Origin of the sequence: Oerskovia paurometabola (genome assembly GCF_016907365.1) — a bacterium.
Lineage (GTDB): Bacteria > Actinomycetota > Actinomycetes > Actinomycetales > Cellulomonadaceae > Oerskovia > Oerskovia paurometabola.
On the sequence record NZ_JAFBBV010000001.1, the window covers coordinates 496972 to 519654 of the forward strand.

The window sequence follows — 22683 nt, forward strand, 5'->3', positions numbered from 1 at the left end:
TCAGTTGGACGACGCGGGCGAACCGGCCGACCCGTTCGAGGCCGACTGGCCGCTCAGGTGACCGCCGGCGAGCCCGGCGATGAGCTGGTTGATGTCGACGCCCGTGAGCTGCTTGATGACCTGCTGCCCCTCGCCCAGGACCGAGGCGACGTTCTTGGTGACCGCGCTCGCGCCGTCGGTCGAGATGACCGTCATGCCCTGGATCTTGCCGATGGGCTCGGCCGCGGCGCGGACGATCTCCGGGAGGCGCTCGATGAGCTCCTGGACCAGGGCCGCCTCGCCGTACTTCTTGAGCGCCTCGGCCTTGGCGTCCGTGGCGACGGCCTCAGCGCGCCCCTCGGCCTCGACCGCGAACGCCCGCGCCTCACCCTCGGCCTTGATACCGACGGCCAGGGCGACCTGGCGGTCACGCTCGGCCTCACCGGCGCGGCGGACGGCCTCGGCGGACGCCTCGGCGTCCTGGATCGCGGCGGTCTTGTTGGCCTCGGCGATCGTGGTGCGCTTGTAGGCGTCGGCCTCGGTCGCGGCGTTCGACGAGTCGCGCTGGGCGTTGGCGCGCTGGACCTCGGCGTAGGCGGCGGCCTCGGCGGGCTTGCGGATCTCGATGTCGAGGCGCTCCTGCGTCACGCGGGCCTGCTCGGCGAGGGCCTCGCGCTCCTCGACCGCGACCAGGCGCTCCTGCTCGGCCCGGGCGAGCTGACCTGCGGCCTCGGCCTCGGCGTTGGCCTTGTCGGTCTCGGCCTTGATGATCGCGCGCTTGAGGTCGAGGGCCTTCTGGCGCTCGGCGATCTGCTCGGCGGCGTCGATCGCGGCGAACTCCGACGCGCGCTGCGCCTCGGCCTCGGAGACCTCGGCGACCTGGCGGGCGCGAGCGGCCTCGGCGCGACCGAGGTTCGCGAGGTAGTCGGAGCCGGGCGTCGAGATGTCCGAGATGTTGAGCAGGTCGACCTGCAGGCCCTGCTCCGAGAGGTCCGTCTTGGTGGACTCGACGACGCGGTCCGAGAGGCCCTTGCGGTCGGAGATGATCTGCTCGATCGTCATGTCGCCCACGATCGAGCGCAGCGAGCCCTCGAGGGACTCCTTGATGATCTCGGTCAGCGTGCCCTGCTGGGACAGGAAGCGCTGGGCCGCACGGCGCACGCCCTCCTCGTCACCACGGACCTTGAAGTTGATCGAGGCCTTGATCGCGATCTTGATGCGGTTCTTGTCCACGCCCTCGACCGTGATGCCGATCTGGCGCTGCTCGAGCGAGATGGAGAAGCCCTGCTGGAGGATGGGCCACACGAACGTACGACCGCCCGTGACGACGCGCTGGCCCGTGCCGGCGGCCTCCTTGCGGCCCGCACCGCGCCCGACGATGATCAGGGCCTCGTTCGGGGGGACGCGGCGGATGCGCTTGGCGATGAAGGTGATGATCGCGAAGAACGCGATGACCAGGGCGATCGTGGCGATGATGCCGACGAGGTTGGGATCTTCGAGCATGTCGGTACGCGCCTGCGGCGCGACTCCTTTCGGTGGCGGGTCGTGCGAGCGGGTCGTGCGGTGGGAGAGGTCAGTCGTTGGGGAAGTACCGCCGGACGCGCACGCGCGTGCCGGACTGCTCGAGGACGACGACGCGAGCGCCCGAGGGGATCGGCTCGTCGGCCCAGGCGAGGCGTCGTTCGAGCTCGTGCGCGGCGTCGAGCGAGACCTCACCGGTCGCGGGCGAGATGTCGCTCGTCGCGGTGCCCTGGACGCCGACGAGCGAGACGGGGACCGCGTCGTCGGACGCGCGGAGCTTGGCCGTGAGCACGGCCACGAGGAGGATCGCGAGAGCCGCGAGGGCCACGGAGCCCACGTACGCGAGGACGACCGGCAGGTCGTTCGAGACGACGATCGCCCCGGTCGCGCCGAACACGATCGCCCCGACGCCCAGCGAGGTCCCGGAGACGGCGCCGTCACCGAGCTCGATGAACTCCCCGAGGATCATCGAGACCAGGACGAGCGCGAGCCCGACGATGCCGACGACGACGAACGTGATCACCGCATACCCCCCAGGGTCGCTCACGTCGCGCCGCCGAGCTCTGGCCGCCCGAACACTTGACGTGATCGTGAACTTGCCCGAACTCTAGCGTGACTCAACCCTGCCCCGGGACGAGATGGGTACTCCTCCCCGTCGGGAGCGCTCGTGCCAGGACCAGCGTGGCCTCGGGGTCACGCGGTCCTGACGCGGCGCTCAGGGGTCAGCGTGAGAGCTGGTCCAGCAGCACGTCGAGGTTCGCCGCGGCCGTGTCCCGGTACCCCTGGACCCATTCGCCCTGGTAGTCGCGCGGGACGACCTCGGTCACGAGCACCGCGCTGATGTACGCCCGGTACAGCAGCAGGCGCACGTCACCGGCCCCGAGCGTGCTCGCCCCGGGGCGCACCCGCCCGACGGCGTCGCGCTCGAGGGGAGCGCCGTCGTCGGGCGGGATTTCACCCGGTGTGGGAGACGTGGACCACGGCTCCTCGACGGGAAGCAGGCCGCCCGCCGAGCGGTAGCCCTCGGCGATCGCGGGCGGCACGGGACCCAGGCCGAGCTGGTCGGCGCCAGCGAGCTCGTACAGCGGGTCGGCCCACAGGCAGCGCTCGGTGTCGATCACGCCGCTCAGCCGCAGCGGGGAGTGCCCGTCGGCGGGGTCCGCCGGGTCCGCCGTGGCGTCCGCCACGTCGAGGGGCCCGGACGCGAGGAAGAGGTTGCCCGGCCACAGGTCGGCGTGGACGAGGCGCGGCACCGTGACCTCGGCGAGGGCGTCGTGGTGGCGCGCGACCACGGCCCGCAGAGCCTCGGCAGGGAGGTCCACCTCCCAGGTCTCGGCGTCCGCGAGGAGAGCGTCGACCATGAGACCGAACGCCTCGGGCCACGTCGGGGCGCTCATCCCGGACGCGGGGGCGGGGTAGCCGAACGCGTCGCCCGTGACGGTGTGCAGGCGGGCCATGAACGCGCCGAGGTCGTGTCGCACACGCTCCGTCGCGGCGTCGTCGAGCGGGGGCAGGGCGTTCCACACGTCGCCGTCGAGGAACGTGACGACCAGGGCGTCGCCGTCGAGCGCGGTGCGGCTGAAGTCGCTGTGGACGACGCGCGGCATGAGGAGGTCGGGGCGGTCCGCGACGCGCCGGTAGACGTCCTCCTCGGTGCCGAGGATCCCGTGCTCGTAGCGCAGGAGGCGGGAGGTGTCGGCGCTCGTGATCTTCACGACGAGGCGCCGACCGTCCGTGAGGTCGACCCGGAACGTGGAGGCGAACAGGCCGCCGTCCAGGGGGGCGGCGTCGGCGATCTCGCCGAGCGGGGACACGATGCGGGAGAGCTGGTCGTCGGTGACCGTCATCTTGGTGAGCACGCTGGCGATCGTATCGATTCGAGGCGCTCGGCGGAAGGGGGCTGGGCACCGGGGCGAGCGACCCGGGGCCGGGGCCGGGGCCGCGGCCGGAGCCGGGCCGGCCCTCGGACCGGACCTACGGCCGCGGCACGTTGCGCAGGTTCGCCCGTGCCATCGACACGACCTCGCCCATGCCGCCGCCCAGGACCTCCTTGCTCATCGCGACCGCGAAGCCGCGCACCTGCCCGGCCGTGATGGTCGGGGGCAGGGACAGTGCGCGCGGGTCGGTCACGACGTCGACCAGCGCGGGCCCCGGGCGCGAGAGGGCGCCGCGCAACGCACCGCGCACGTCCTTGGCGCGCTCGACCCGCACCGACGGGATGCCGATCGCGTTCGCGACCGCGGCGTAGTCGACGTGCGGCGACTCGGTGCCGAACATGGGGAGCCCGTCGACGAGCATCTCGAGGCGCACCATGCCCAGGCTCGCGTTGTCGAACAGGACGATCTTCACGGGCAGCTCGTAGGCCTTGATCGTGATGAGCTCGCCCAGCAGCATCGACAGCCCGCCGTCGCCCGCCATGGCGACGACCTGGCGGTCGGGCTGCGCGGCGGCGACGCCGATCGCGTGCGGCACCGCGTTGGCCATGGACCCGTGCAGGAACGAACCGATGACGCGCCGCTTGCCGTTGGGGCTGATGTACCGGGCGGCCCACACGTTGCACATGCCCGTGTCCACGGTGAACACCGCGTCGTCGGAGGCCTCCTGGTCCAGGACGTCCGCGACGTACTCGGGGTGGATGGGCGAGTGCTTCTCGACGTCCTTGGTGTACGCCCCGACCACGCCCGTCATGGACTTCTCGTGCTTGGCGACCATGCCGTCGAGGAACGAGCGGTTCTTGGCCGGGTTCACGAGCGGCAGCAGGAGCCGTACGGTCTCGCCGACGTCGCCGACCACGGCGACGTCGAGCCGGGTCCGACGGCCCAGGTGCGTGGGGTCGATGTCGACCTGCGCGGTCCGCACGGAGGCCGGCAGGAACTGGTCGTACGGGAAGTCGGTGCCCAGCAGGACCAGGAGGTCGGCCTCCTGCATGGCGTCGTGCGCGGCGCCGTAACCGAGCAGGCCGCTCATCCCGACGTCGAACGGGTTGTCGTACTGGATCCACTCCTTGCCGCGCAGCGAGTGGCCGATGGGAGCCGCGATCTTGTCGGCGAGCGCGATCACGTCGTCGTGCGCCCCGCGGGTCCCCACGCCCGCGAAGATCGTGACCTTCTTGGCCTTGTTGATCGCGTCGGCCAGGGTCCGGAGCGCGTCGGGGTCCGGGACGATCCGGGGCTTCGCGGGGTGGACGGCGACGTCGATGACCTCGGCCGCCGCGTCGAGGTCCGCGACGTCACCCGGGATCGTCAGGACCGCGACGCCCGGGGCGCCGTACGCGTGGTGGATCGCGGAGTTGATGACGCGCGGCGCCTGCGTGGCCGACGAGATCATCTCGGAGTACACCGAGCACTCGGTGAACAGCCGGTCGGGGTGCGTCTCCTGGAAGAAGCTCGTCCCGATCTGCGCGCTCGGGATGTGGCTCGCGATCGCGAGGACGGGCACCTTGGAACGGTTGGCGTCGTACAGACCGTTGATGAGGTGCAGGTTGCCGGGCCCGCACGAGCCCGCGCACACCGCGAGCTTCCCGGTGACCTCCGCCTCGGCCGCGGCGGCGAACGCGGCGGCCTCCTCGTGGCGCACGTGCACCCACTCGATGCCCTTGCCCTTCCCCTTCTGGCTGCGCCGGACCGCGTCGACCACAGGGTTGAGGCTGTCGCCCACGATCCCGTAGATGCGTTCGACCCCCGCTTCGATGAGCTGCGCGACGAGCAGGTCGGCGACCGTCCTGTTGCGCTTGTCCTGGGGCCGGCCGAGTCCGAGAGCCATGAGGAAACCTCCGCACGAAAGGGTTGGGGACCTCTCCATCGTGCGCCGGAAGCGTGCGGGACGCAGCCGCAGGGGCCGTTCCCCTCGTCACGTCCGGGTGTCAGGTCCGCGTCACAGTGCGGGCGTGCCGAGTGTGCAGCTCGGGCGGTCCGCAGCGCCTCGGGACGGCCCGCACCGCACGCTCGACGTCGTGCGGGTCAGGGGCGCGGGCTACGCCTCGTCGGGTGCGAGAGCCTCCGACGGGCCGGACGTGTCGGTCGTGTCAGGGCGCGGCGCCCCCCGGCGCAGGACCCGCAGCGACGCGAGGACCGCGACCACCGCGAGGCCCGCGGCGATCATGACGACCTGGAACCCCGCGTGCGCGCCCGCGGCGTCGATGCGCGAGCCCGCGATCGACGCCCCGAACGACACGCCCACGCCCAGCGACGTGCCGACCCACGCGAGCCCCTCGGTGAGCTGGTGCGGCGTCACGAGGTTCTGCACCAGCGCGTTGCCGTTGATGAGGGTCGGGGCGATCGTGAAGCCCGTGACGAACATGACGACGGCCAGCATGGGCAGCGACGTGACCACGAAGAACAGCGAGACGCCCAGGGCGAGCGCGACCATGCCGATCGCGAACCGCTTCCACAGCGGCGAGACCCAGTGGCGTGCGCCGTAGGCCAGGCCCGAGATGAGCGAGCCCATCGCGAAGACCGCCAGGATGAGGCCCGACGCCGACTTGGACCCCTGCTCCTCGGCGAACGCGATGGTCGAGACGTCGGTCGCGCCGAAGATGAAGCCCATCGCGACGAAGACCACGGCGAGCACGATCATGCCGGGCGATCGCATCGCCGAACCGTGCTTGACGCCCGGGACGACCGGGATCACGGGCGGTTCGGTGCGGCGCTGCGACAGGAACCACACGCCGCCCACGACGGCCGCGACCGCGGGGACGATGATGCCTGCGGAGTCGGTGACCTCGGTCGCGAGCAGCGTCGCGAGGACCGGGCCGACGACGAACACGAGCTCGTCGAGCGCGGACTCCAGGGAGTAGGCGGTGTGGAGCTGCCGTGGGTCCTTGACGGCGTGGCTCCAGCGCGCGCGGACCATCGAGCCGTACGAGCCGATGCTCGCGCCCGCGACGACGGCGCTCACGTAGAGCCAGATCTCGGGGGCCTGGTTGACCGCGGACAGGATCAGGCCCACGAGCCCGAGGGTGCTCACGACGAGCAGCGGGCGCATGACCTTGGCCTGGCCGACGCGGTCGACGTAGCGCGCGATCTGCGGCGAGGCGATGGCCTGCGCGATCACGTAGGCCGCGGACACGCGTCCGGCCAGGGCGTAGGAGCCGTAGATGCCCTGGATCATCAGGACGATGCCGATGCCGACCATGGACATCGGGAGCCTCGCCACGACGGCGGCGGCCGAGAAGTTCAGCGCCCCCGGCTTGCTGAGGACGACACGGTAGGGGTTGCGGGAGTCGTCTGCCGCTGCGCGAGGGGGGTCTTGTACCACCGTCCCATTCTCCCATCTGTCGCCCCGGTCGACGGCGCCCGTCCGGCGCACGGCCCACCCTTCGCCGGTCGGACACCGGCACGTACCGAGTGTCACCGTTCCACCGGGCGCGCGCGAACTGATCCCGGCCCGCATGATGAACGGGTGAGCGAGCAGACGCAGGAGATCGCGGTCGTCGACAACCCGGCCGAGGAGCGCTTCGAGGCACGCACCCCGGAGGGCGAGGTGGCGGGCTTCGCCGCGTACGTGCGACAACCCGGCCAGGTCGTGTTCACCCACACCGAGGTCGACGACGCCTTCGCGGGGCACGGCGTCGGGTCGACGCTCGCGCGCGGGGCGCTCGACCAGGTACGGGCCTCGGGGCAGAAGGTCGTGCCCCTGTGCCCGTTCATCCGGGCGTTCGTGCAGCTCCACGAGGAGTACCAGGACCTGGTAGCGCGCTGAGGGCACCTCGCCCACCCGTCCCGGCCGCACAGGCGAGGTGCCCGACGACGGCACGCGCCGCCGTCGGGCCCCTCACCGGGGGGCGTCAGCCGCCCAGCGCGTCCGAGACGACCTGCTTGGCCTCGTCCTGCACCTGCGTCAGGTGCTCGGCCGAGACGAACGACTCGGCGTAGATCTTGTACACGTTCTCCGTGCCCGAGGGGCGCGCCGCGAACCACGCGTTCTCCGTGGTGACCTTGAGGCCGCCGATCGCCGCACCGTTGCCCGGCGCCGTCGTGAGCTTCGCGGTGATCTCCTCGCCCGCGAGCGTCGTCGACGTGACCTGCTCCGGGCTGAGCTTCGCGAGCGCCGACTTCTCCTCGAGCGAGGCCGGGGCGTCGACGCGGGCGTACCAGGACTCGCCGTACTGCTCGACGAGCCGGGCGTGGTGCTGCGACGGGGTCTTCCCCGTGGTCGCGAGGATCTCCGAGGCGAGCAGCGCGAGGAGCAGGCCGTCCTTGTCCGTGGTCCACACCCCGCCGTTCTTGCGCAGGAACGACGCGCCCGCGGACTCCTCGCCGCCGAACCCGACCGAGCCGTCGAGCAGGCCCGGGACGAACCACTTGAAGCCCACCGGCACCTCCTCGACGCGGCGACCCAGCCCACCGCCCACCCGGTCGATGAGCGACGAGGAGACGAGCGTCTTGCCGATCGCCGCGTCCTGGCGCCACCCCGGGCGGGCCCCGCCGTACAGGTAGTCGATCGCGACCGCGAGGTAGTGGTTGGGGTTCATGAGGCCCGCGTCCGGGGTCACGATCCCGTGGCGGTCCGAGTCGGCGTCGTTGCCCGTCGCGACGTCGAACGTCGAGGTCGCGTCCGGGTCCGTCATCTTCTGCACGAGCGAGGCCATGGCGTACGGCGACGAGCAGTCCATGCGGATCTTGCCGTCCCAGTCGAGCGTCATGAACGCCCAGCGCGGGTCCACCTGCGGGTTCACGACCGTCAGGTCCAGCCCGTAGCGCTCACCGATCTCGCCCCAGTACTCGACCGACGCCCCACCGAGGGGGTCGGCGCCGATCGAGACGCCCGCGCTGCGGATCGCGTCGAGGTCCAGGACCGAGGCCAGGTCGTCGACGTACGCCGTCAGGAAGTCGTGCCGGTGCGTGGTGTCCGCGGTCAGGGCGCGCTCGAGCGGGACGCGCCGGACCTGCCCGACGCCCGAGCGCAGGATCTCGTTCGCGCGGTCCGCGATCCAGCCCGTCGCCTCCGAGTCCGCCGGGCCGCCGTGCGGCGGGTTGTACTTGAAGCCGCCGTCGCGCGGCGGGTTGTGCGACGGCGTCACGACGATGCCGTCCGCGAGCTCCGGGCCGCTCGTGCGGACGCCCTCCTCGGTGGCCGCACCGTTGTGCAGCAGGATCGACTGGGACACCGCCGGGGTCGGCGTGTACGAGTCGCGCGCGTCGACGTAGGTCTGGACGCCTGCCGCCGCGAGCACCTCGAGCGCGGTCTGCCAGGCGGGCAGCGACAGGGCGTGCGTGTCGCGGCCGATGAACAGCGGGCCGTCGGTGCCCTGCGAACGGCGGTACTCCACGATGGCCGCGGTGATCGCGACGATGTGCGCCTCGTTGAACGCGTGGTCCAGGCTCGACCCGCGGTGGCCCGACGTCCCGAACACCACCTTCTGCGCGGGATCGTCGACGTCGGGGGTCAGGTCGTAGTAGGCGCCGACCACGGCGTCCACGTCGATGAGGTCCTGGGGCTGGGCGGGCGTACCGGCGCGTGGGTCCATGGACCGATCCTGCCACTGGTGGGGGTGAGAGCGCCGCCCGACGACGTCTCGTCAGAAACGTAGGCTGGTCACCATGTTCCCGCCTCAGGTACCCACGACCGACGTGTCCGAGCTCGACGCCGAGCACCCCGTGCCCGAGGGCGTCGTGCTCCTCGACGTGCGCGAGCAGGACGAGTGGGACGCGGGCCACGCGCCCGACGCCGTCCACATCCCCCTCGGTGAGCTCCCCGTCCGCTGGGGCGAGCTCGACCCCGACGTCCCGATCCTCGTGATCTGCCACTCGGGTGGGCGGTCGGCGCGCGCCGCGGCCTGGCTCAACCAGGGCGACTTCGACGCGACCAACCTCGACGGCGGCATGGTCGCCTGGTCGCAGCGCGGGTTCCCGGTCGAGGCGTAGTTGCTCGGTCGCGGGACGACCCGCCAGCGCTACCCTGCCGGGACCTCGCCCACCGGGGCCCCGTCCTCGACGGGCGGCGGCACGTCGGTGCTCCCGTCGCCCGGGGGCACGGCGCCCTCGTCCAGGGTCGCCTGGTCGACGACAGGTGGCCACGGCTGACGTGGCCCGACGGCGGCGGCCCCGTCCGGGGTGACCGAGACGATCTGCCAGTCCACGATCCGCCGTTCGGTCGGGTCGAACCGCAGCAGCGTCATCTCGGCCGTGCCCTTGAGCGGCCCGATGCGGGAGGCGTTCGCGATGGCGCCCGCGGTGCTCCCGTTGACGTAGCGGATGCCGCCGCCGACCTGCTCCGGGTCCGCGCGGGTGTGCATGTGCCCGGAGAGCTGGGCGGGCACGCAGCCGGACTCCATGGGGACGTTGCCCACGCGGGGGGTGTGGATGAGCAGGATGTCGATCCCGTCGTCGGCCGTGCACGCGACCTCGGTCAGCTCCTCGGCCTGCGCGGTCGCTCCTCCCGCGCGGGTCGTGGGTCCTTCGATGAGGCCGGGGGCCATGGCGTCGCTGTCGCCCAGGATGCGGATTCCCTGGACCTCGAGGATCCCGCCGTCGAGCACCTTGGCGCCTCGGGAGCGCTCGCGCGCCGAGGTCTCGGTCGAGTCGTGGTTGCCGTCGGCGACGACCATGGTCGTGCCCTTCGGCAGCGCCGACATATAGGCGTCGACGCAGAAGTTCTCGACGGCGGTCCCGTTCATGGTGGTGTCGCCCGCGTTGAGGACCAGGGTCGCGTCGGAGCGATCGATGGTCGTGCGGATGAGCGGGGCCATCCCGATGTTGCAGTGCAGGTCGCTGATGAGCAGCATCGTCACGAGCTCGGCGTCGTCGGTGGGAGTGGGCGTCGGCGCGGACGGCTCGTCGCTCGCGCGGGGTCCGGTGGTCTCAACGCCGTCGGCGGCGTCGGGCGGGCTCTCGCCCGCACCTGCCTCGGCCTGGGCCTCGGCCGCGGCCTCCGCAGCTGCTTCGGCCGCGGCCGCCTGCGCCGCCTCGGCCTCCTCGATCGCGTCGCGCTCGTCCCACGCGGCGACCAGGTTCTTGTCGGCCATGTCGTAGAACTCGTCGTTCTCCCGCAGGAAGTCGACGACCATGCCCCCGTAGGTGTCGACGATCCCCGCGAGCCGTCCGGTGATGCGGGCACCCTCGAGAGGGGTCCCGGCGAAGACGGCGGAGGTGGGGGTCGTCGTCCCGAGGTCGCGCTCCTGGGTCGACGAGGACAGCGACCCGGCGACGAGGGAGACGATCGCGACGCTCGCCGTGATCTCCCAGGTGCGGGGAGCGAGGACCGAGGTCAGCTCGTCCCTCCTGGCCGCCCCGAGGACCACGTACCCGAGGGCGCCCACGGCACCGGCCACGAGGATCGCGAACCCCGTGCGTCGTAGCGCGTCGAGGACCAGGGCGCGGACGGCGTGCCCGATCGACTCCTGCGGCCCGCTGAAGAACTGGAGGTAGCCCTCGAGATCGTTCGTGAGACCGGCGAGCGTCGTCGCCTGGTCGACCGCGGTGAGGTCTGCCGGGATCTCCTTGACCGTGACGCTCGCCCCGAGACCGGCGGGGAGCGGGGAGTCGATCTGCAGGGTGCCGAGCGGTCCCAGGTCGACGGTGACGACGCTGTCCGTGGTCACCTCGTAACGGGCCTCGTGGGGACCGAGGCTGAGGTCGGCGGTCGCGGTCGTCACGCCCCAGACGACGCAGGGGACGAGTACCGCGACGACGGAGAGGGTCCAGCGGACCCATCGGGGAGGCGTGCGGTGCGTGGTGGTCATCGGATCCAGCCTTGCCGATCATGAGGGGGGTCGCCATCGGCGCGCCGTGCGCACCAGGGGTTGATTCGTCACAGGGGTCGGCGTGCAGTTCAGTCCTACTACACTTCGTCCATGGCCAAGAACTCGACGCCCGACTTCGTGCTGCGCCCCTTCGAGGGCCTCCCCGGCGAGACCGACTGGGTCGCCCTGCGGGAGGTCGTCCCCTCGGCCTCGGCACCTGCCCGCACCACGAAGGAGTTCGGCGCGCGCGACGTGCTCGTGGTCACGGTCCTGCCTGCCGGCTGGGCTGCGCTGCACCGCCAGGACGGCACGATCCTCCTCGCGCTCCAGACCATCGCGGGGTCCGGAGACACGAGCCGCGACCTCGCGGCCGCTCTCCTGGAGGCCGTCGAGGCGGAGCCGGGCACGTCGATCGAGCTGGGCGAGCTGCCCGGACCGGGTCCGCGCCTGCAGGACGTCCTGGACCTGTCGGTGCCCTTCGAGGTCACGGTCCACGACGACTTCTCGTTCTGGCTCGACCCGACGACGGACGTCACCCCGGACCTCAAGGCGTCCCTCGACCAGGCGTCGGAGTCGATCGTCCCCACGGTCAAGCTCGCGTCGGTCGAGTCGGCCTACTGGTGCTCCATGAGCCGTGAGTTCCTGCGCTGGGCCTGGCCCGTGGGCGAGGAGGCGCTGATCGACGCGATCTCGCGCCTGCACGCCAAGCGCGAGTCGGGTCTGGGCGGCGGCAAGTTCGTCGGCGCGTTCCGCTCGAGCGGTCTGCTGGTGCCCGTGTGGGAGCTGCCGCGCGGCACCGAGGCGGCGGACATCGAGGAGCCTGCCAAGGAGCTCAAGGCGAAGCTCGACGCGGCGCTCGCGGTGACCGAGCCGCTCGACGCGAACGAGCGCCGTGCGCGTGCGGGCATCGTGTCCCGCCAGGTCACGCTGCGCTGACCTCGGCACCGAGGGCATAGAGGTTCGGCAGGGGGCGACAGCACCCGGGCGTCGCCGGTACGGCGTCCGGGTGCTGACGCCCCCTCCGCCCACCCCCCTTCACGTCACCCCGGGTACGCCCGGAGTGCGCGTCCTCCAGGCACGACCGCGACGTGGCGGCCGACGGGGGACGGCAGGACGCAATACCTCGTCAAGAACCCGGGCACACCGTTCTCGGGGAGATCCCGGGAAGACGGCCGTGACTTTGCCACCAAGAGTGTGGCAAACTGCGGGAAACTCTTTGCACTACTAGGCTGGACGGCGTGAACGCGGACCATCGGTCGACCGAGTCAGGAAAGAACCCCACCACCGGCACCACCGGCGAGGCCGTCGGCGTCCCCGCGAACGGGACGCACGCGCTCCCGGTGGCGAAGACCCCGCGTCCCGCACCGCTCACGGGTGGCGGCCGGCAGAAGCAGCGCGTGGCGGTGATCATCCCCGCCAAGGACGAGGCGCGCCGCATCGCGGCGACCGTCCGCGCGGCCAAGGCGATCCCGCACGTGGACCTCGTCCTGGTCGTCGACGACGGCAGCGAGGACAGCACCCAGCACGTCGCGCGCGAGGCGGGTGCCGTCGTCGTGCGTCACTCGCACAACCGCGGCAAGGCCGCGGCCATGGAGACGGGCGCGGCGGTCGTCGCGATGCGTGACGTCGCCGACCGGCCCGCGCGCCTCCTGCTCTTCATCGACGGCGACCTGGGGGAGACGGCCGTCAACACGGCCCCCCTCGTCGACCCCGTGCTCAACGGTGCGGCGGACATGTCGATCGCGCTGCTCCCGCCGCAGCCCGGCGCGGGCGGCCGGGGCATCGTCGTGGGAGCCGCACGTCGGGCGATCCAGTCGATGACCGGGTGGACGCCCACGCAGCCGTTGTCGGGCATGCGCTGCCTGACGCGCGAGGCCTTTGAGGCCGCGACGCCGCTCGCGCGCGGCTGGGGCGTCGAGACGGGGCTGACGATCGACCTGCTCCGCAAGGGGTACGTCGCGGTCGAGGTGCCGTGCGACCTGCGCCACCGCCCGTCCGGCTCGGACCTCAAGGGGCAGATCCACCGCGCGAACCAGTACCGCGACGTGCAGCTCGCGGTCGGGGCGCGGCGCGTGCGCAGCGCGATCGACGCGCTGAGCGGCACCAAGCACTCGAAGTAGTCCTTCACGACGAAGCGCCCGGGCGGTCTCCGCCCGGGCGCTTCGTCGTCCTACCTGCCCGACGCCGCAGGTTCCGCCGCGTCGGGCGGTGCGGCTCCGTCGTCGGGCGCGTCGTGCGGCGCCGTGGGCCGCGCGGGGGCCGCCTCGACCGGGACGTCGGCCGTCGAGGCCTCGGACGGTTCGGGATCCTCGCCCGGGAACGCCGACGCGTGGAGCGCCGCGACCGTCAGGAGCGGGATCGCCGGGATGAGGGCGATCATCGCGATCCGCACCCCGAAGTCGTTCACGACCGACCCCGCCACGGACACGATCCACAGCGCGAGGAGCGCCGGGCGCAGGAGCGGCCAGGCCGCCTCGGTGCGGGCGAACCATCGTGGCGTGAAGCGCCTCGACCCGAAGAGGAGCAGTGCGGCCGCGACGAGCACGAGGATCGTGAGCCACACGGGGACACCGCCCAGCACAGAGCGCAGGGCGTAGCCCGCCTTGCGGGCGAGCGTCTCCCACGCGCTGCCGTCGACCACCTGGGCGACGAAACGGCCGAGGTGCGACCGCTGGTCCGGTGGCCGGAGCCAGTCGAGGACGCCCACCGCGGCGACCGCGGCGACGCCCACGGCCGCCACCGCGAAGAACCTGCGCCAGGTGACGCGGGCGCCAGAGGCGGCCAGGCCCAGCACGGCGAAGGCAGGGACGAGGACCAGGCCACCGCCCAGGTCGGCCCCCCACGTGGGCCACACGTCGATCGCCATCGTGACGACGCCGATGACCCCGACGGTCACGGCGGCGGCGACCCGCCGGTGCCGCAGCACGAGCCACTGCGCGAGCGCGGCGGCCAGGACCAGAGCGGCCACGGCGTACACCGAGAAGGTCGGGTTGCCGAACCCGTAGAAGCGCGCGCCGAACGTCGGCGCCGACCCGAGCGGGCTGGCGCGGTTGAGCGGGGTGCCGATCATCGCGTCGAGGCTCAGGGCGACGAACGTGATGCCCGCGACGATCCCCGGGGCCAACCAGGCGGGCCGTCGTGGAGCGAGCGCCCCGAGAGCCGCGACGATCGCCGTCGCGCCGACCGTCGACAGGACGATCGCGAGCGTCGGGTTCGCGAACCGCCACCATCCCGTCAGCGAGGTGAGGAAGGCCGCGGTGGGGACGGCAGCGACCACGAGCGCCGCCCCTCGGGCCCACACCCAGGCGCGGGCCCACCTGGCGCGGGCTCGGGCCGAGCGTGCTCTCGAAGCCACGGGGGCGAGCGCGAGGCACGCGACCCCGAGCGCGAGGCCCGCGTAGAGGGGGACGTCGACGAAGAACGAGTACACGGTGCGCCGCACGTGGTCTCGCGAGGTGAGGTCGGCCAGCGAGGACGCCGTCGTGGCCGCGTCCGGGGCACGGACCGACCCCCATGCCAGGGGTGTGTCCTGGATGCGTGGCGGGGGAGTCACCCCGGCCGCGCTGAGGATGGTCGCGGGGACGTCGAGGAGCCGGGCCACGCCGTCGGTCCGGGTGGCCGCGCTCGTGAGGAAGCGCGCCTGGTCCGGGCCGTCGGTGGTCGGTCGGGCCAGCGCGACGCCGAGGACGGGACGGGCGCCGGGGTTGCCGCTCACGTCCACGACCAGGACCGTCGCGCCGGACGGGGCGCGGTCGAGAACCGTGCGCACGCGCTCGTCGACCGCGCGCAGCCGCTCGGTCCGGGCGGCTGCGCGGTCGGCGGACTGCTCCGCGGCCGACCGGGTGGGGTCCAGCGGTGGCACGGTGGCGTCTCCCGCGTCGACCACGGTGAGGGGGCACGCGAAGGCGTCCGTCCCCGGAGCGAACGCCCCGGCGGCGTCCCGGTAGCGCGGGACCGCGCCGTCGGACGTCGCGAGGGCTGCTGCGGCTCCCGGCCCGACGGCGGTGGCACAGGTCGTGGTCAGCGCGTCCCCGAGCACCCCGAGCCGGGCCTGGTAGGTCGACCCGCGCTGCAGGGCGACCAGGTCGTCCCACCCCGACACCTGGGCACCGTCTCCCGACACGACGGGGGTGAGGTCCGGGCAGGCCCAGGACCCGTCGGCGGCGCGCTGCGTCGTGACCTCCGCGAGCTGGCCCGCGGACAGGGCGAGCCACCCGCCCGCGACACAACGTCCCGCCGCGCCGGTGGGCTGCGAGACACCTGCTGCGCCCGCGCCGTCGGTGAGCATGTCGTTGAGCGTCGGGGCCGACCCCGACGAGACGTCCTCCCAGGTGACCCCCGCGGTGCCCACCACGACCAGCGGCTGGTCCGCCGCGACCACGTCAGACCTGCTCGGGGCGACCTCGGTCCCGGCGGGCACCGTGGCGTGCGGCGAGCGCACCCCGGCCGCGCTCAGGACGCTCGAGGCGAGGAGGATCACGACGAACAGGCCGCCGCCGATCGTGGCCACCATGGTGGGCATCCGGCGGACACCGGGCGCTGCCAGGGCCTCCGCCGTGGTGAGGACGGCGCGGGCGTCGCCGTCCGAGCGGCCGGTCGACCCGGCGCCCGCGGGCGCGAGGTCGTCGGTCATGAAGCCCGGCACGAGCATCGCTGCCCCGACCACGAAGACCATGATCCCGATGATGATGCCCGAGTCGTTGAGGACGGACCCGACCCCCGCGACGACCACCAGGGCGATCGCCGTGGGCTTGAGCAGCGGCCATGCCCGGTACGCCGCAGCCACCTCCGGAAGGCGCCACCGCTCGGGGCGCAGGAGGACGATGCTCAGGCCGACCACGAGGACGGTGGCGAGCACACCCCCCGGGTTCGCGATCGTCTTCCATGCCCCGGCAGCCTTGCGGGCGATCACCTCGAAGGCCCCGCCGTCGAGCAACGACTGGACGAACCCTCCCAGGTGCGAGCTGCCGGTCGGCGAGAGCCAGTCGATCACGGAGATGACGGCGACGACGAGGACCGTCGCCCCGGCCACGACCGCGATCCGCAGCAAGGTCAGCCGGACCTTCCCGACGAGGAGGGCCAGGACCGCGAAGGCAGGCACGAGGGCAAGGATCCCGCCGAAGTCCGCGCCGAAACCGGGCCAGCCGTCGATGACGACCGTGACCGTCCCGACGGCGGCGACGAGGGCCGCCGCGAGCCGTCGGCGTCCCCGCTCGACGGCCGCGCTCGCCAGGCCGCCCGCGAGGACGAGGCCCGCGACCGCGTAGACGGCGAAGGTGACGTTGTTGAAGCCGTAGAAGCGCGTGAAGTCGACCACCGCGGATGTCCCGAGCAACGAGGCCTGCTGCAACGTGGTCCCCGTCGCCCCGTCGATCGTGAGCACCAGCCACGTCACGCCCCCGAGCGCGGTCGGCAGGGCCCACGGGCGCCGGGGGAGCAGGCGCGAGCAGGACCAGGCCACGACCGCGACCAGGACCGTGGCAGCGGTCAGGGCGAGCGTCGCGGCGGCGTTCGGGGCGCTCCAGACCCACCACCGGGACAGGCTGGCGAGCGACGCGCCGACGGGGGCCGAGGCGACCACCAGCAGGACGGCCGTCGTGACGCGCCGTCCCACCCGGCCGGGCGGCACCGGTGTCGGCGAGCCGCGTCGCTGAGCCGCCCTGCGCACCCACAGCAGCCCGCCCAGCGTCACGACGAGCGCCGCGATCAGCAGGCCGACGAGCACTGGGTAGAGGCTCGGGATGGTGCTGGTCAGGACGTTGAAGTACTGCCGGTTCTCGACCGTCCGGGAGACGTCCATGCGACGGGTCTCGCCCAGGGAGATGGGGGCGCCGTCGAGTCCCTCGGTGCTCCCGCCGGCCTCGTGGACGATGGTCGCCGAGACGTCGACGAGCTGGACGATGCCGTCCGTCTGCGTCGAGGGGGAGTGGAGCCAGGTGCCGGTCACGACCTCGGGCCGCCAGTCGACCACGACCTGCGGGCCGGGCTCTCCGACGGGTCCCGCCGAGACCCCGGCGATCAGGACGCGGGTGCCCAGGTCGGCTTCCTTCACGATGCGCCGCAGCGTCGCGTCCAGTGCCTCGAGGCTCTCGCCCCGTCGTCCGGTGCTGTCGAAGAGCTCTCCCTGGTCGATCACGGTGACAGGGCACGACTGCAGGTCGCCGGCCGGGATCTGGTCGATCCCCGAGACGTAGCGGGACACGTGCCCGGCCCCGTCGGCGAGCATGACCGCGGCACCCGGCCCGACCGCCGTCGCGCAGACGTCGACGTCGGCGAGTCGCTGCGCGACGGCGCCTGCCGGGTGCTGGGCCGTGACGTCGTCGGGCTGCTGGGTCAGGGTGGCCCACCCAGGAATCGTCGCGGGCCCCTCGAGGTCGCCGCTCGCGGCGACCGGCTGCGGCAGCTCGGGGCATCCCGTGACCGCGGGGTCCACCGCGCCGTCCTCGCCGTCTTCACCGGGCTCGCCGGGCTCGTTCGTCGGGGCGGAGGCAGGCGCGTCGGCTGTCGAGACCATCTGGCCCGCCGAGAGGGTCAGCCAGGCGTCGGTGGTGCACGCCGTCCGCCCGGCGACGAGCGACGCGACGGAGCCGGTACGGATCATGCTCCAGAGCGTCGGCGTGGCGGTCCGGGAGATGTCACGCCAGTAGAGGCCGGCCACGGCGACCAGGATGGTCGGCGTCGGTTCGGTCGACTCCGCGGCCGGGGCCTGCGCGAGCGTCGGCCGGGTCTCGGTGGGGGCCGAAGTCCCCGGCAGGGCGTGCCCGGGCAGCGCGGTGCCGACCAGGCAGACCAGCGCGAGCAGGACGGCGACGGCCGTCCGGAGCGTGCGCGGTCGCGAGAAGGGCAGGTCAGCGGCCGGTTTCGTCACCGGACCAGCGTACGGGGAGCGTCTCCGGGGACCCGCTCGACCAGCGGGTCGGGCACCGTTCCTCCACGAGGTCGGCCCAGGGTGGTCGCGGCGGGCCGGAAGCGTGCGAGGGGGGTGCCCTGCGCACAGGAAGAAGCCTGTCTCAGGCGCAGGTCAAGAAGATGCCATCGCTAGGGAAAACCCTAGGGAACGGGGGAGAAGCGCGGGTTCAGCGGTCGCGGGAGGGGGCTGAGACGTCCGTGTCCGGTGCCTGCGCGGCGGCCCGAGGCGGGGCGTCCGGGGCCGGCGCGTCGGCACCGCCGCTCGGGCCCCGGTCGTCACCTCCGTCGTCGTCGTTCTCCTCGCCGAGAGCCTCAGGAGGCGCTGCGCCCGCGCCTGCCGAGGTGTCCCCCGACAGGTAGCGCAACCAGCCGGAGCCCGGGTCCCCCTCGAGGACGAGCGCCCGGGTGAGCAGGGTCAGCGGGATGGCCAGGATCGCACCCAACGGCCCGATCACCAGCGTCCAGAACACGACCGAGAAGAAGCTCAGCGTGAGGCTCAGGTTCACCGCGTCGGCCACGAACTTGGGCTGGACCAGCACCTGGAGCACCACGTTCACCACGCAGTACACGGCGACCACGGCCAGGGCGAGCGGCCAGCCGCCCACGACCAGCGCCATGACCGCGGGCGGGACCAGGCCGAGCACGAACCCGATGTTGGGCACGAAGTTCGTGACGAACGCGAGGATCGCCCAGACCGCCGGGGCCGGGACCCCCATCCACCACAGGGCCAGGCCGTCGATCACGGCGACGACGGCACCGAACGACGCGTTGACCACGAAGTAGCGGCGGACGCCCGAGTTGTACGCGGTGATGCGGTCGAGGGTCGCGGGGCGCTCCGCACCGAAGCGCGAGCGGGCGTCCTGGTAGCGGGTCGCGTCGGCGGCCATGAAGATCACGTAGGCGAGCACGAAGAAGAAGGCCGTGAGGACCGTCATGGCGGTCCCCCCGATCGTCGCGGCGAAGCCCGCGAGAGTGCTCGGGTCGAGCCAGGACGCCAGCGCGTCCGTGACCTGCCCCTCGACGCCGAACGACTCCAACCACGTGGTGGCCTGCGCGACCATGTCCGACAGGTCGTCGAGGTACTGGCCCACGAGGCTCGCGAACTGCACCCCCGCGAACGCGAGCAGGGCCGCGAGGGCGCCCAGGATCAGGTAGGCCGTGACGATGGTCGCGGTGGTCGCCCCCCACCGGGACCAGCCCCGCCGCTGGAGCGGGCCCCGGACCGGCTGCACGATGATGACGACGACCGCGGCGAGGGCGAGGGGGCCGAACAGGCCGCGCGCGAGGTAGATCCCGGCGAGGACGATCACAGCGGCGGCCAGGCTGAGCAGGGTGCGGGTCGAGGGCGCGAGGCCCGGCGGCCGAGGGGCGTCCTGCAGTGCGGTCATCTAGGTGGTGCTCCTCGGTAGGACGGTGCGTCAGGTCGAATGATGCCCTCCGGTCAGGCGGTCCGCACGACCAACCCGCCCGGCTCGACCCAGGCCTCGAGCTCGACGGCCTTGCCCAGCAGGTCGCCGTCGACCTGTGCCTGCTCACCGCCCTCGACCCGGACCCGGACGCGCTTGGCGCGCGCATGGTCGATGCGACCGATCTTCGCGGGCAGGTCGTTGCGCACGCCGAAGCCCTGCATGACGACGTCGCCGAAGAGCTGGGCCCAGCCGACGACTCCGCCCCGGGTGTCGATCGCCGCGACGTCGAGGATGCCGTCGTCCAGTACCGCGTCCGGGAGCAGCGTGATGCCGCCGGGCAGCTTGCCGCAGTTCCCGACCAGCAGCGTGCGGAGCTTCGCGCTGACCACCGGGGTGTCGTCGAGCTGGATCTGCGCGCGCAGGCGGCGGCCGTGCAGGTGGCGGATGCCCGCGACGAAGTACGCGACCCATCCCATCTTCGCCTTGAGCGACGCGTCGGCGTCGGCGACCATCGCGGCGTCGAAACCGAGTCCCGCGATCACGAGGAAGATGTGCGCGGTCTCGGTGTCCTGCTCGGGGAGGGCGTCCCCTGCCGTGTCGTTCGCGCCGTCCGTCCCGGTCCCGGCACCGACCTCGTCCGCCTCGCCGGTCCCGACCGCGTCGCCGGTCGCGTCGTCGCCCGCCGCGCCCGAACCCGTGGTGCCGGTCCGCGCGGGGTCGTGCGCGGCGCCGTCGGGCTGGGCGAACTCCAGGACGCGGGCCCACCCGACGTCGATCACGCGGTCTGCGCCCGCGACGACGATGCGCAGGGCCTCGTCCGGGTCGGCGATGGGCAGGTCGAGGTTGCGCGCGAGGAGGTTGCCCGTGCCGAGCGGCACCAGGCCCATGGGCTTGCCCGTGCCGACCATGCCCTCGGCGACGGCCCGGACCGTGCCGTCGCCGCCGACCGCGACCACGATGTCGGCGCCGCGGGACAGGGCTTCGCGGGTCTGCCCGACGCCCGGGTCCTCGATGGTGGTCTCGAGCCACAGGGGCTCGGGCAGGTCGGCGTCGGCGCACACGCGCCGGACCGTCCGCTCGAGGTTCGCGACCGCGGGCTTGGAGGGGTTCGCGACGAACGCGATGAGCTGACCGACGTCCTCCGTGAGCGCCTCGGCGACCGCGAGCGGGGGGTCGAGGCGACGACGACGTCGCTGCTGCGACCAGACCGTCATCGCGACGGTGAGCGCGACGGCGGAGATGGCGACCGCCGCGACCCCCAACCACATCTCCCAACCCATGTTCGACACGGTAGCGCCCGGGATGCCGACGATGACGTCCGAGCCCGCCGAAGGTGACGTACCCGTCACCCTCGGCGGTCTCCCGCGCCTCGCTCCCAGGCCGCCCACAGCTGCGCGTACTGGCCGCCCGCCCGGCGCAGCTCGTCGTGCGTCCCCGACTCGACGATCCGCCCGGCCTCCATGACGACCACGCGGTCCGCGACCTGGGCCTGGCTCAGCCGGTGCGCGATGACGACCGCGGTCCGCCCGGACAGGGCCGCGCGTGCGGCTCGGTCGAGGGTCGCGGCGCCGTCGGTCCCGACCTCCGCGGTCGCCTCGTCGAGCACGACGACGGCCGGGTCGAGCAGCAGGATCCGCGCGAGCGCGAGCTGCTGCGCGCGGTCGGGCGACAGGTCGAGGCCGCCCGCGCCGACGACGGTGGCGAGGCCGTCGGGCAGGTCGTGCGCCCAGTGCGCCTCGACCGCGTCGAGCGCCGCTGCGAGCTCCGCGTCGCTCGCGTCGGGGGCCGCGAGGCGCAGGTCCTCGGCGAGCGTCCCGCTGAACACGTGGACCTCCTGGCTCACCATCGCGGCGTCGGTCCGTCGGCCGTCGTCGTGCGGGGCCCGACGGCGTCGCCCCGGCGCCGTGCCCAGGACGTGCACGGCGCCGCGCGTCGGGCGGTGGATGCCCATCGCGAGCTTCGCGACCGACGTCTTGCCGGCCCCGGAAGCCCCGACGAGCGCGACGTGCTCGCCCTCGGCGACGTCGAGGTCCACGTCGGTCACGACGTCGCGCCCGGGCGTGTAGGCGAACGTCACGCCCCGGAGCACGACGGCGGAGCGCGGCTTCCGGGAGGCGGTCGCCGGACCGGGGTGGTCACCCTCGGCGGGGATCGCGTCGCCCTCGGCGGGCTCCGCCGTCGCCGCCGTCACGCCCACGAGGCGGGCGAGGCCCGCACCCGCCTTCTGGATCTCGTCGAACTCGCCGAGCACCGTCCCGATCGGCCCGAACAACCGGTGGAAGTACAGGGCCGCCGCCGTGGCCGCGCCCACGGTCACGGCGTCGCCCGAGACGAGCCAGAACCCCGTGGCCAGCACGGCCCCGAGCCCGACGAGCTCGGCGACGTTGAGCCGGTTGTAGAACCGGGTGAGCAGCCCGATCCCGGTCAGCGACAGGTCGATCGCCCGCAGCGACGACGCAGCGACGAGCGCCTCGTGCCGGTCGCCGTGCCCGAGCGTCGTGACGGTCGTCGCACCCGCGACCGTCTCGATGACCTGCTCGGTGCGCTGCGCCTCGGCGACGCGCACCTCCCGGTACACGGGGCCCGAGCGGCGCAGGAACCAGCGCAGCGACACGACCTGCAGGGGGGCGGCCGCGACCGCGGCGAGCGCGAAGCGCCAGTCCAGGGCACCGAGGCCCACGAGCGTCAGGACGATCGTGAACGCGGCCGACGTGACCGCGGGCAGCACGCCCGAGATCGCCTCGCTCACGGCGTCGACGTCCCCCGAGACGCGAGCCACGACGTCGCCGACGCCCGCCTGCTCGACCTGTTCGAGGGGCAGGTCGAGCGCGCTCGCGAGGACGTCCTCGCGCAGGTCGGCGAGCGCTCCCTCGCAGATCCGGGCGAGGAGGGTCTGGCCGAGGTAGCCGAGTCCCGCGCTCAGCACGCCGGCCCCGAGGAGCAGGAGCGCGTAGCGCACGAGGTCGGCGGTCTCGCCGCCCTCGACCACGACGTTGACCAGGACCCCGAGCAGGGCGGGCATCGCGAGGCCCGCGACCGACCCGGCCAGGAGGACGGCGACGGTCCCGGCGAAGAGCCATCGGCGGCGGGTGAGCATGCGCCACAGCGCCGCGTTGGTCGCGGCGGTCGAGGCGACGGGCAGGATCTCGTGCGCCGGGGCGGCGCGGCCGGTCCCGGTCGCGG

15 protein-coding genes are annotated in these 22683 nt (G+C 73.2%); 4 read left to right on the plus strand and 11 right to left on the minus strand.

Features of this window, described 5'->3' with window-relative positions; all coding sequences use genetic code 11:
• From JOD48_RS02245 to JOD48_RS02265, 5 genes are all read right to left on the minus strand, one after another.
• Positions 1–1482: a flotillin family protein gene (locus JOD48_RS02245; protein WP_191789868.1), complete on the minus strand. Its 1482-nt coding sequence runs from the start codon at positions 1480–1482 to the stop codon at positions 1–3.
• Between the two features lie 70 nt (positions 1483–1552).
• Complete coding sequence (locus JOD48_RS02250; protein ID WP_307823922.1) at positions 1553–2047, minus strand: NfeD C-terminal domain-containing protein; 495 nt, start codon at positions 2045–2047, stop codon at positions 1553–1555.
• Between the two features lie 175 nt (positions 2048–2222).
• Positions 2223–3359, minus strand: a complete 1137-nt coding sequence (locus JOD48_RS02255; RefSeq protein ID WP_204807122.1) for a phosphotransferase family protein — start codon at positions 3357–3359, stop codon at positions 2223–2225.
• Between the two features lie 115 nt (positions 3360–3474).
• Positions 3475–5262 carry a pyruvate dehydrogenase gene (locus JOD48_RS02260; RefSeq protein ID WP_204807124.1) on the minus strand — a complete coding sequence of 596 codons (1788 nt, stop codon included), beginning with the start codon at positions 5260–5262 and terminating at the stop codon, positions 3475–3477.
• Positions 5263–5472: 210 nt separating this feature from the next.
• A complete protein-coding gene (locus JOD48_RS02265) occupies positions 5473–6756 on the minus strand; it encodes an MFS transporter (RefSeq protein ID WP_307823923.1) in 1284 nt (427 codons plus the stop codon).
• A 144-nt stretch (positions 6757–6900) separates the two neighbouring features.
• Between JOD48_RS02265 and JOD48_RS19375 the strand changes: the two genes are divergently transcribed.
• Positions 6901–7200 (plus strand): GNAT family N-acetyltransferase, encoded by a 300-nt coding sequence (locus JOD48_RS19375; protein ID WP_191789864.1) that lies wholly within the window; start codon positions 6901–6903, stop codon positions 7198–7200.
• An 85-nt stretch (positions 7201–7285) separates the two neighbouring features.
• On the opposite strand, the gene pgm is transcribed toward JOD48_RS19375, so the two are convergent.
• Positions 7286–8968 carry a phosphoglucomutase (alpha-D-glucose-1,6-bisphosphate-dependent) gene (gene pgm, locus JOD48_RS02275; protein WP_204807126.1) on the minus strand — a complete coding sequence of 561 codons (1683 nt, stop codon included), beginning with the start codon at positions 8966–8968 and terminating at the stop codon, positions 7286–7288.
• A gap of 73 nt (positions 8969–9041) precedes the next feature.
• Here pgm and JOD48_RS02280 point away from each other — a divergent pair, with 73 nt between their 5' ends.
• Positions 9042–9365 (plus strand): rhodanese-like domain-containing protein, encoded by a 324-nt coding sequence (locus tag JOD48_RS02280; RefSeq protein WP_191789862.1) that lies wholly within the window; start codon positions 9042–9044, stop codon positions 9363–9365.
• Between the two features lie 29 nt (positions 9366–9394).
• On the opposite strand, the gene JOD48_RS02285 is transcribed toward JOD48_RS02280, so the two are convergent.
• Positions 9395–11182, minus strand: coding sequence for a metallophosphoesterase family protein (locus JOD48_RS02285; RefSeq protein ID WP_204807128.1), 1788 nt, complete (start codon positions 11180–11182; stop codon positions 9395–9397).
• A 111-nt stretch (positions 11183–11293) separates the two neighbouring features.
• Here JOD48_RS02285 and JOD48_RS02290 point away from each other — a divergent pair, with 111 nt between their 5' ends.
• Positions 11294–12118, plus strand: coding sequence for a DUF5926 family protein (locus tag JOD48_RS02290; RefSeq protein WP_191789860.1), 825 nt, complete (start codon positions 11294–11296; stop codon positions 12116–12118).
• Positions 12119–12522: 404 nt separating this feature from the next.
• Positions 12523–13302, plus strand: coding sequence for a glycosyltransferase family 2 protein (locus tag JOD48_RS02295; protein WP_191790042.1), 780 nt, complete (start codon positions 12523–12525; stop codon positions 13300–13302).
• A 50-nt stretch (positions 13303–13352) separates the two neighbouring features.
• On the opposite strand, the gene JOD48_RS02300 is transcribed toward JOD48_RS02295, so the two are convergent.
• From JOD48_RS02300 to JOD48_RS02315, 4 genes are all read right to left on the minus strand, one after another.
• A complete protein-coding gene (locus tag JOD48_RS02300) occupies positions 13353–18050 on the minus strand; it encodes a hypothetical protein (RefSeq protein WP_204807130.1) in 4698 nt (1565 codons plus the stop codon).
• Between the two features lie 208 nt (positions 18051–18258).
• Complete coding sequence (locus tag JOD48_RS02305; RefSeq protein WP_204807132.1) at positions 18259–19479, minus strand: AI-2E family transporter; 1221 nt, start codon at positions 19477–19479, stop codon at positions 18259–18261.
• 53 nt (positions 19480–19532) lie between these two features.
• The gene (locus JOD48_RS02310; RefSeq protein ID WP_204807134.1) at positions 19533–20780 is read right to left on the minus strand and encodes a diacylglycerol/lipid kinase family protein; all 1248 of its coding nucleotides are present in this window, start codon (positions 20778–20780) and stop codon (positions 19533–19535) included.
• 65 nt (positions 20781–20845) lie between these two features.
• A complete protein-coding gene (locus JOD48_RS02315; RefSeq protein ID WP_204810264.1) occupies positions 20846–22597 on the minus strand; it encodes an ABC transporter ATP-binding protein in 1752 nt (583 codons plus the stop codon).
• Positions 22598–22683: the final 86 nt, after the last annotated feature.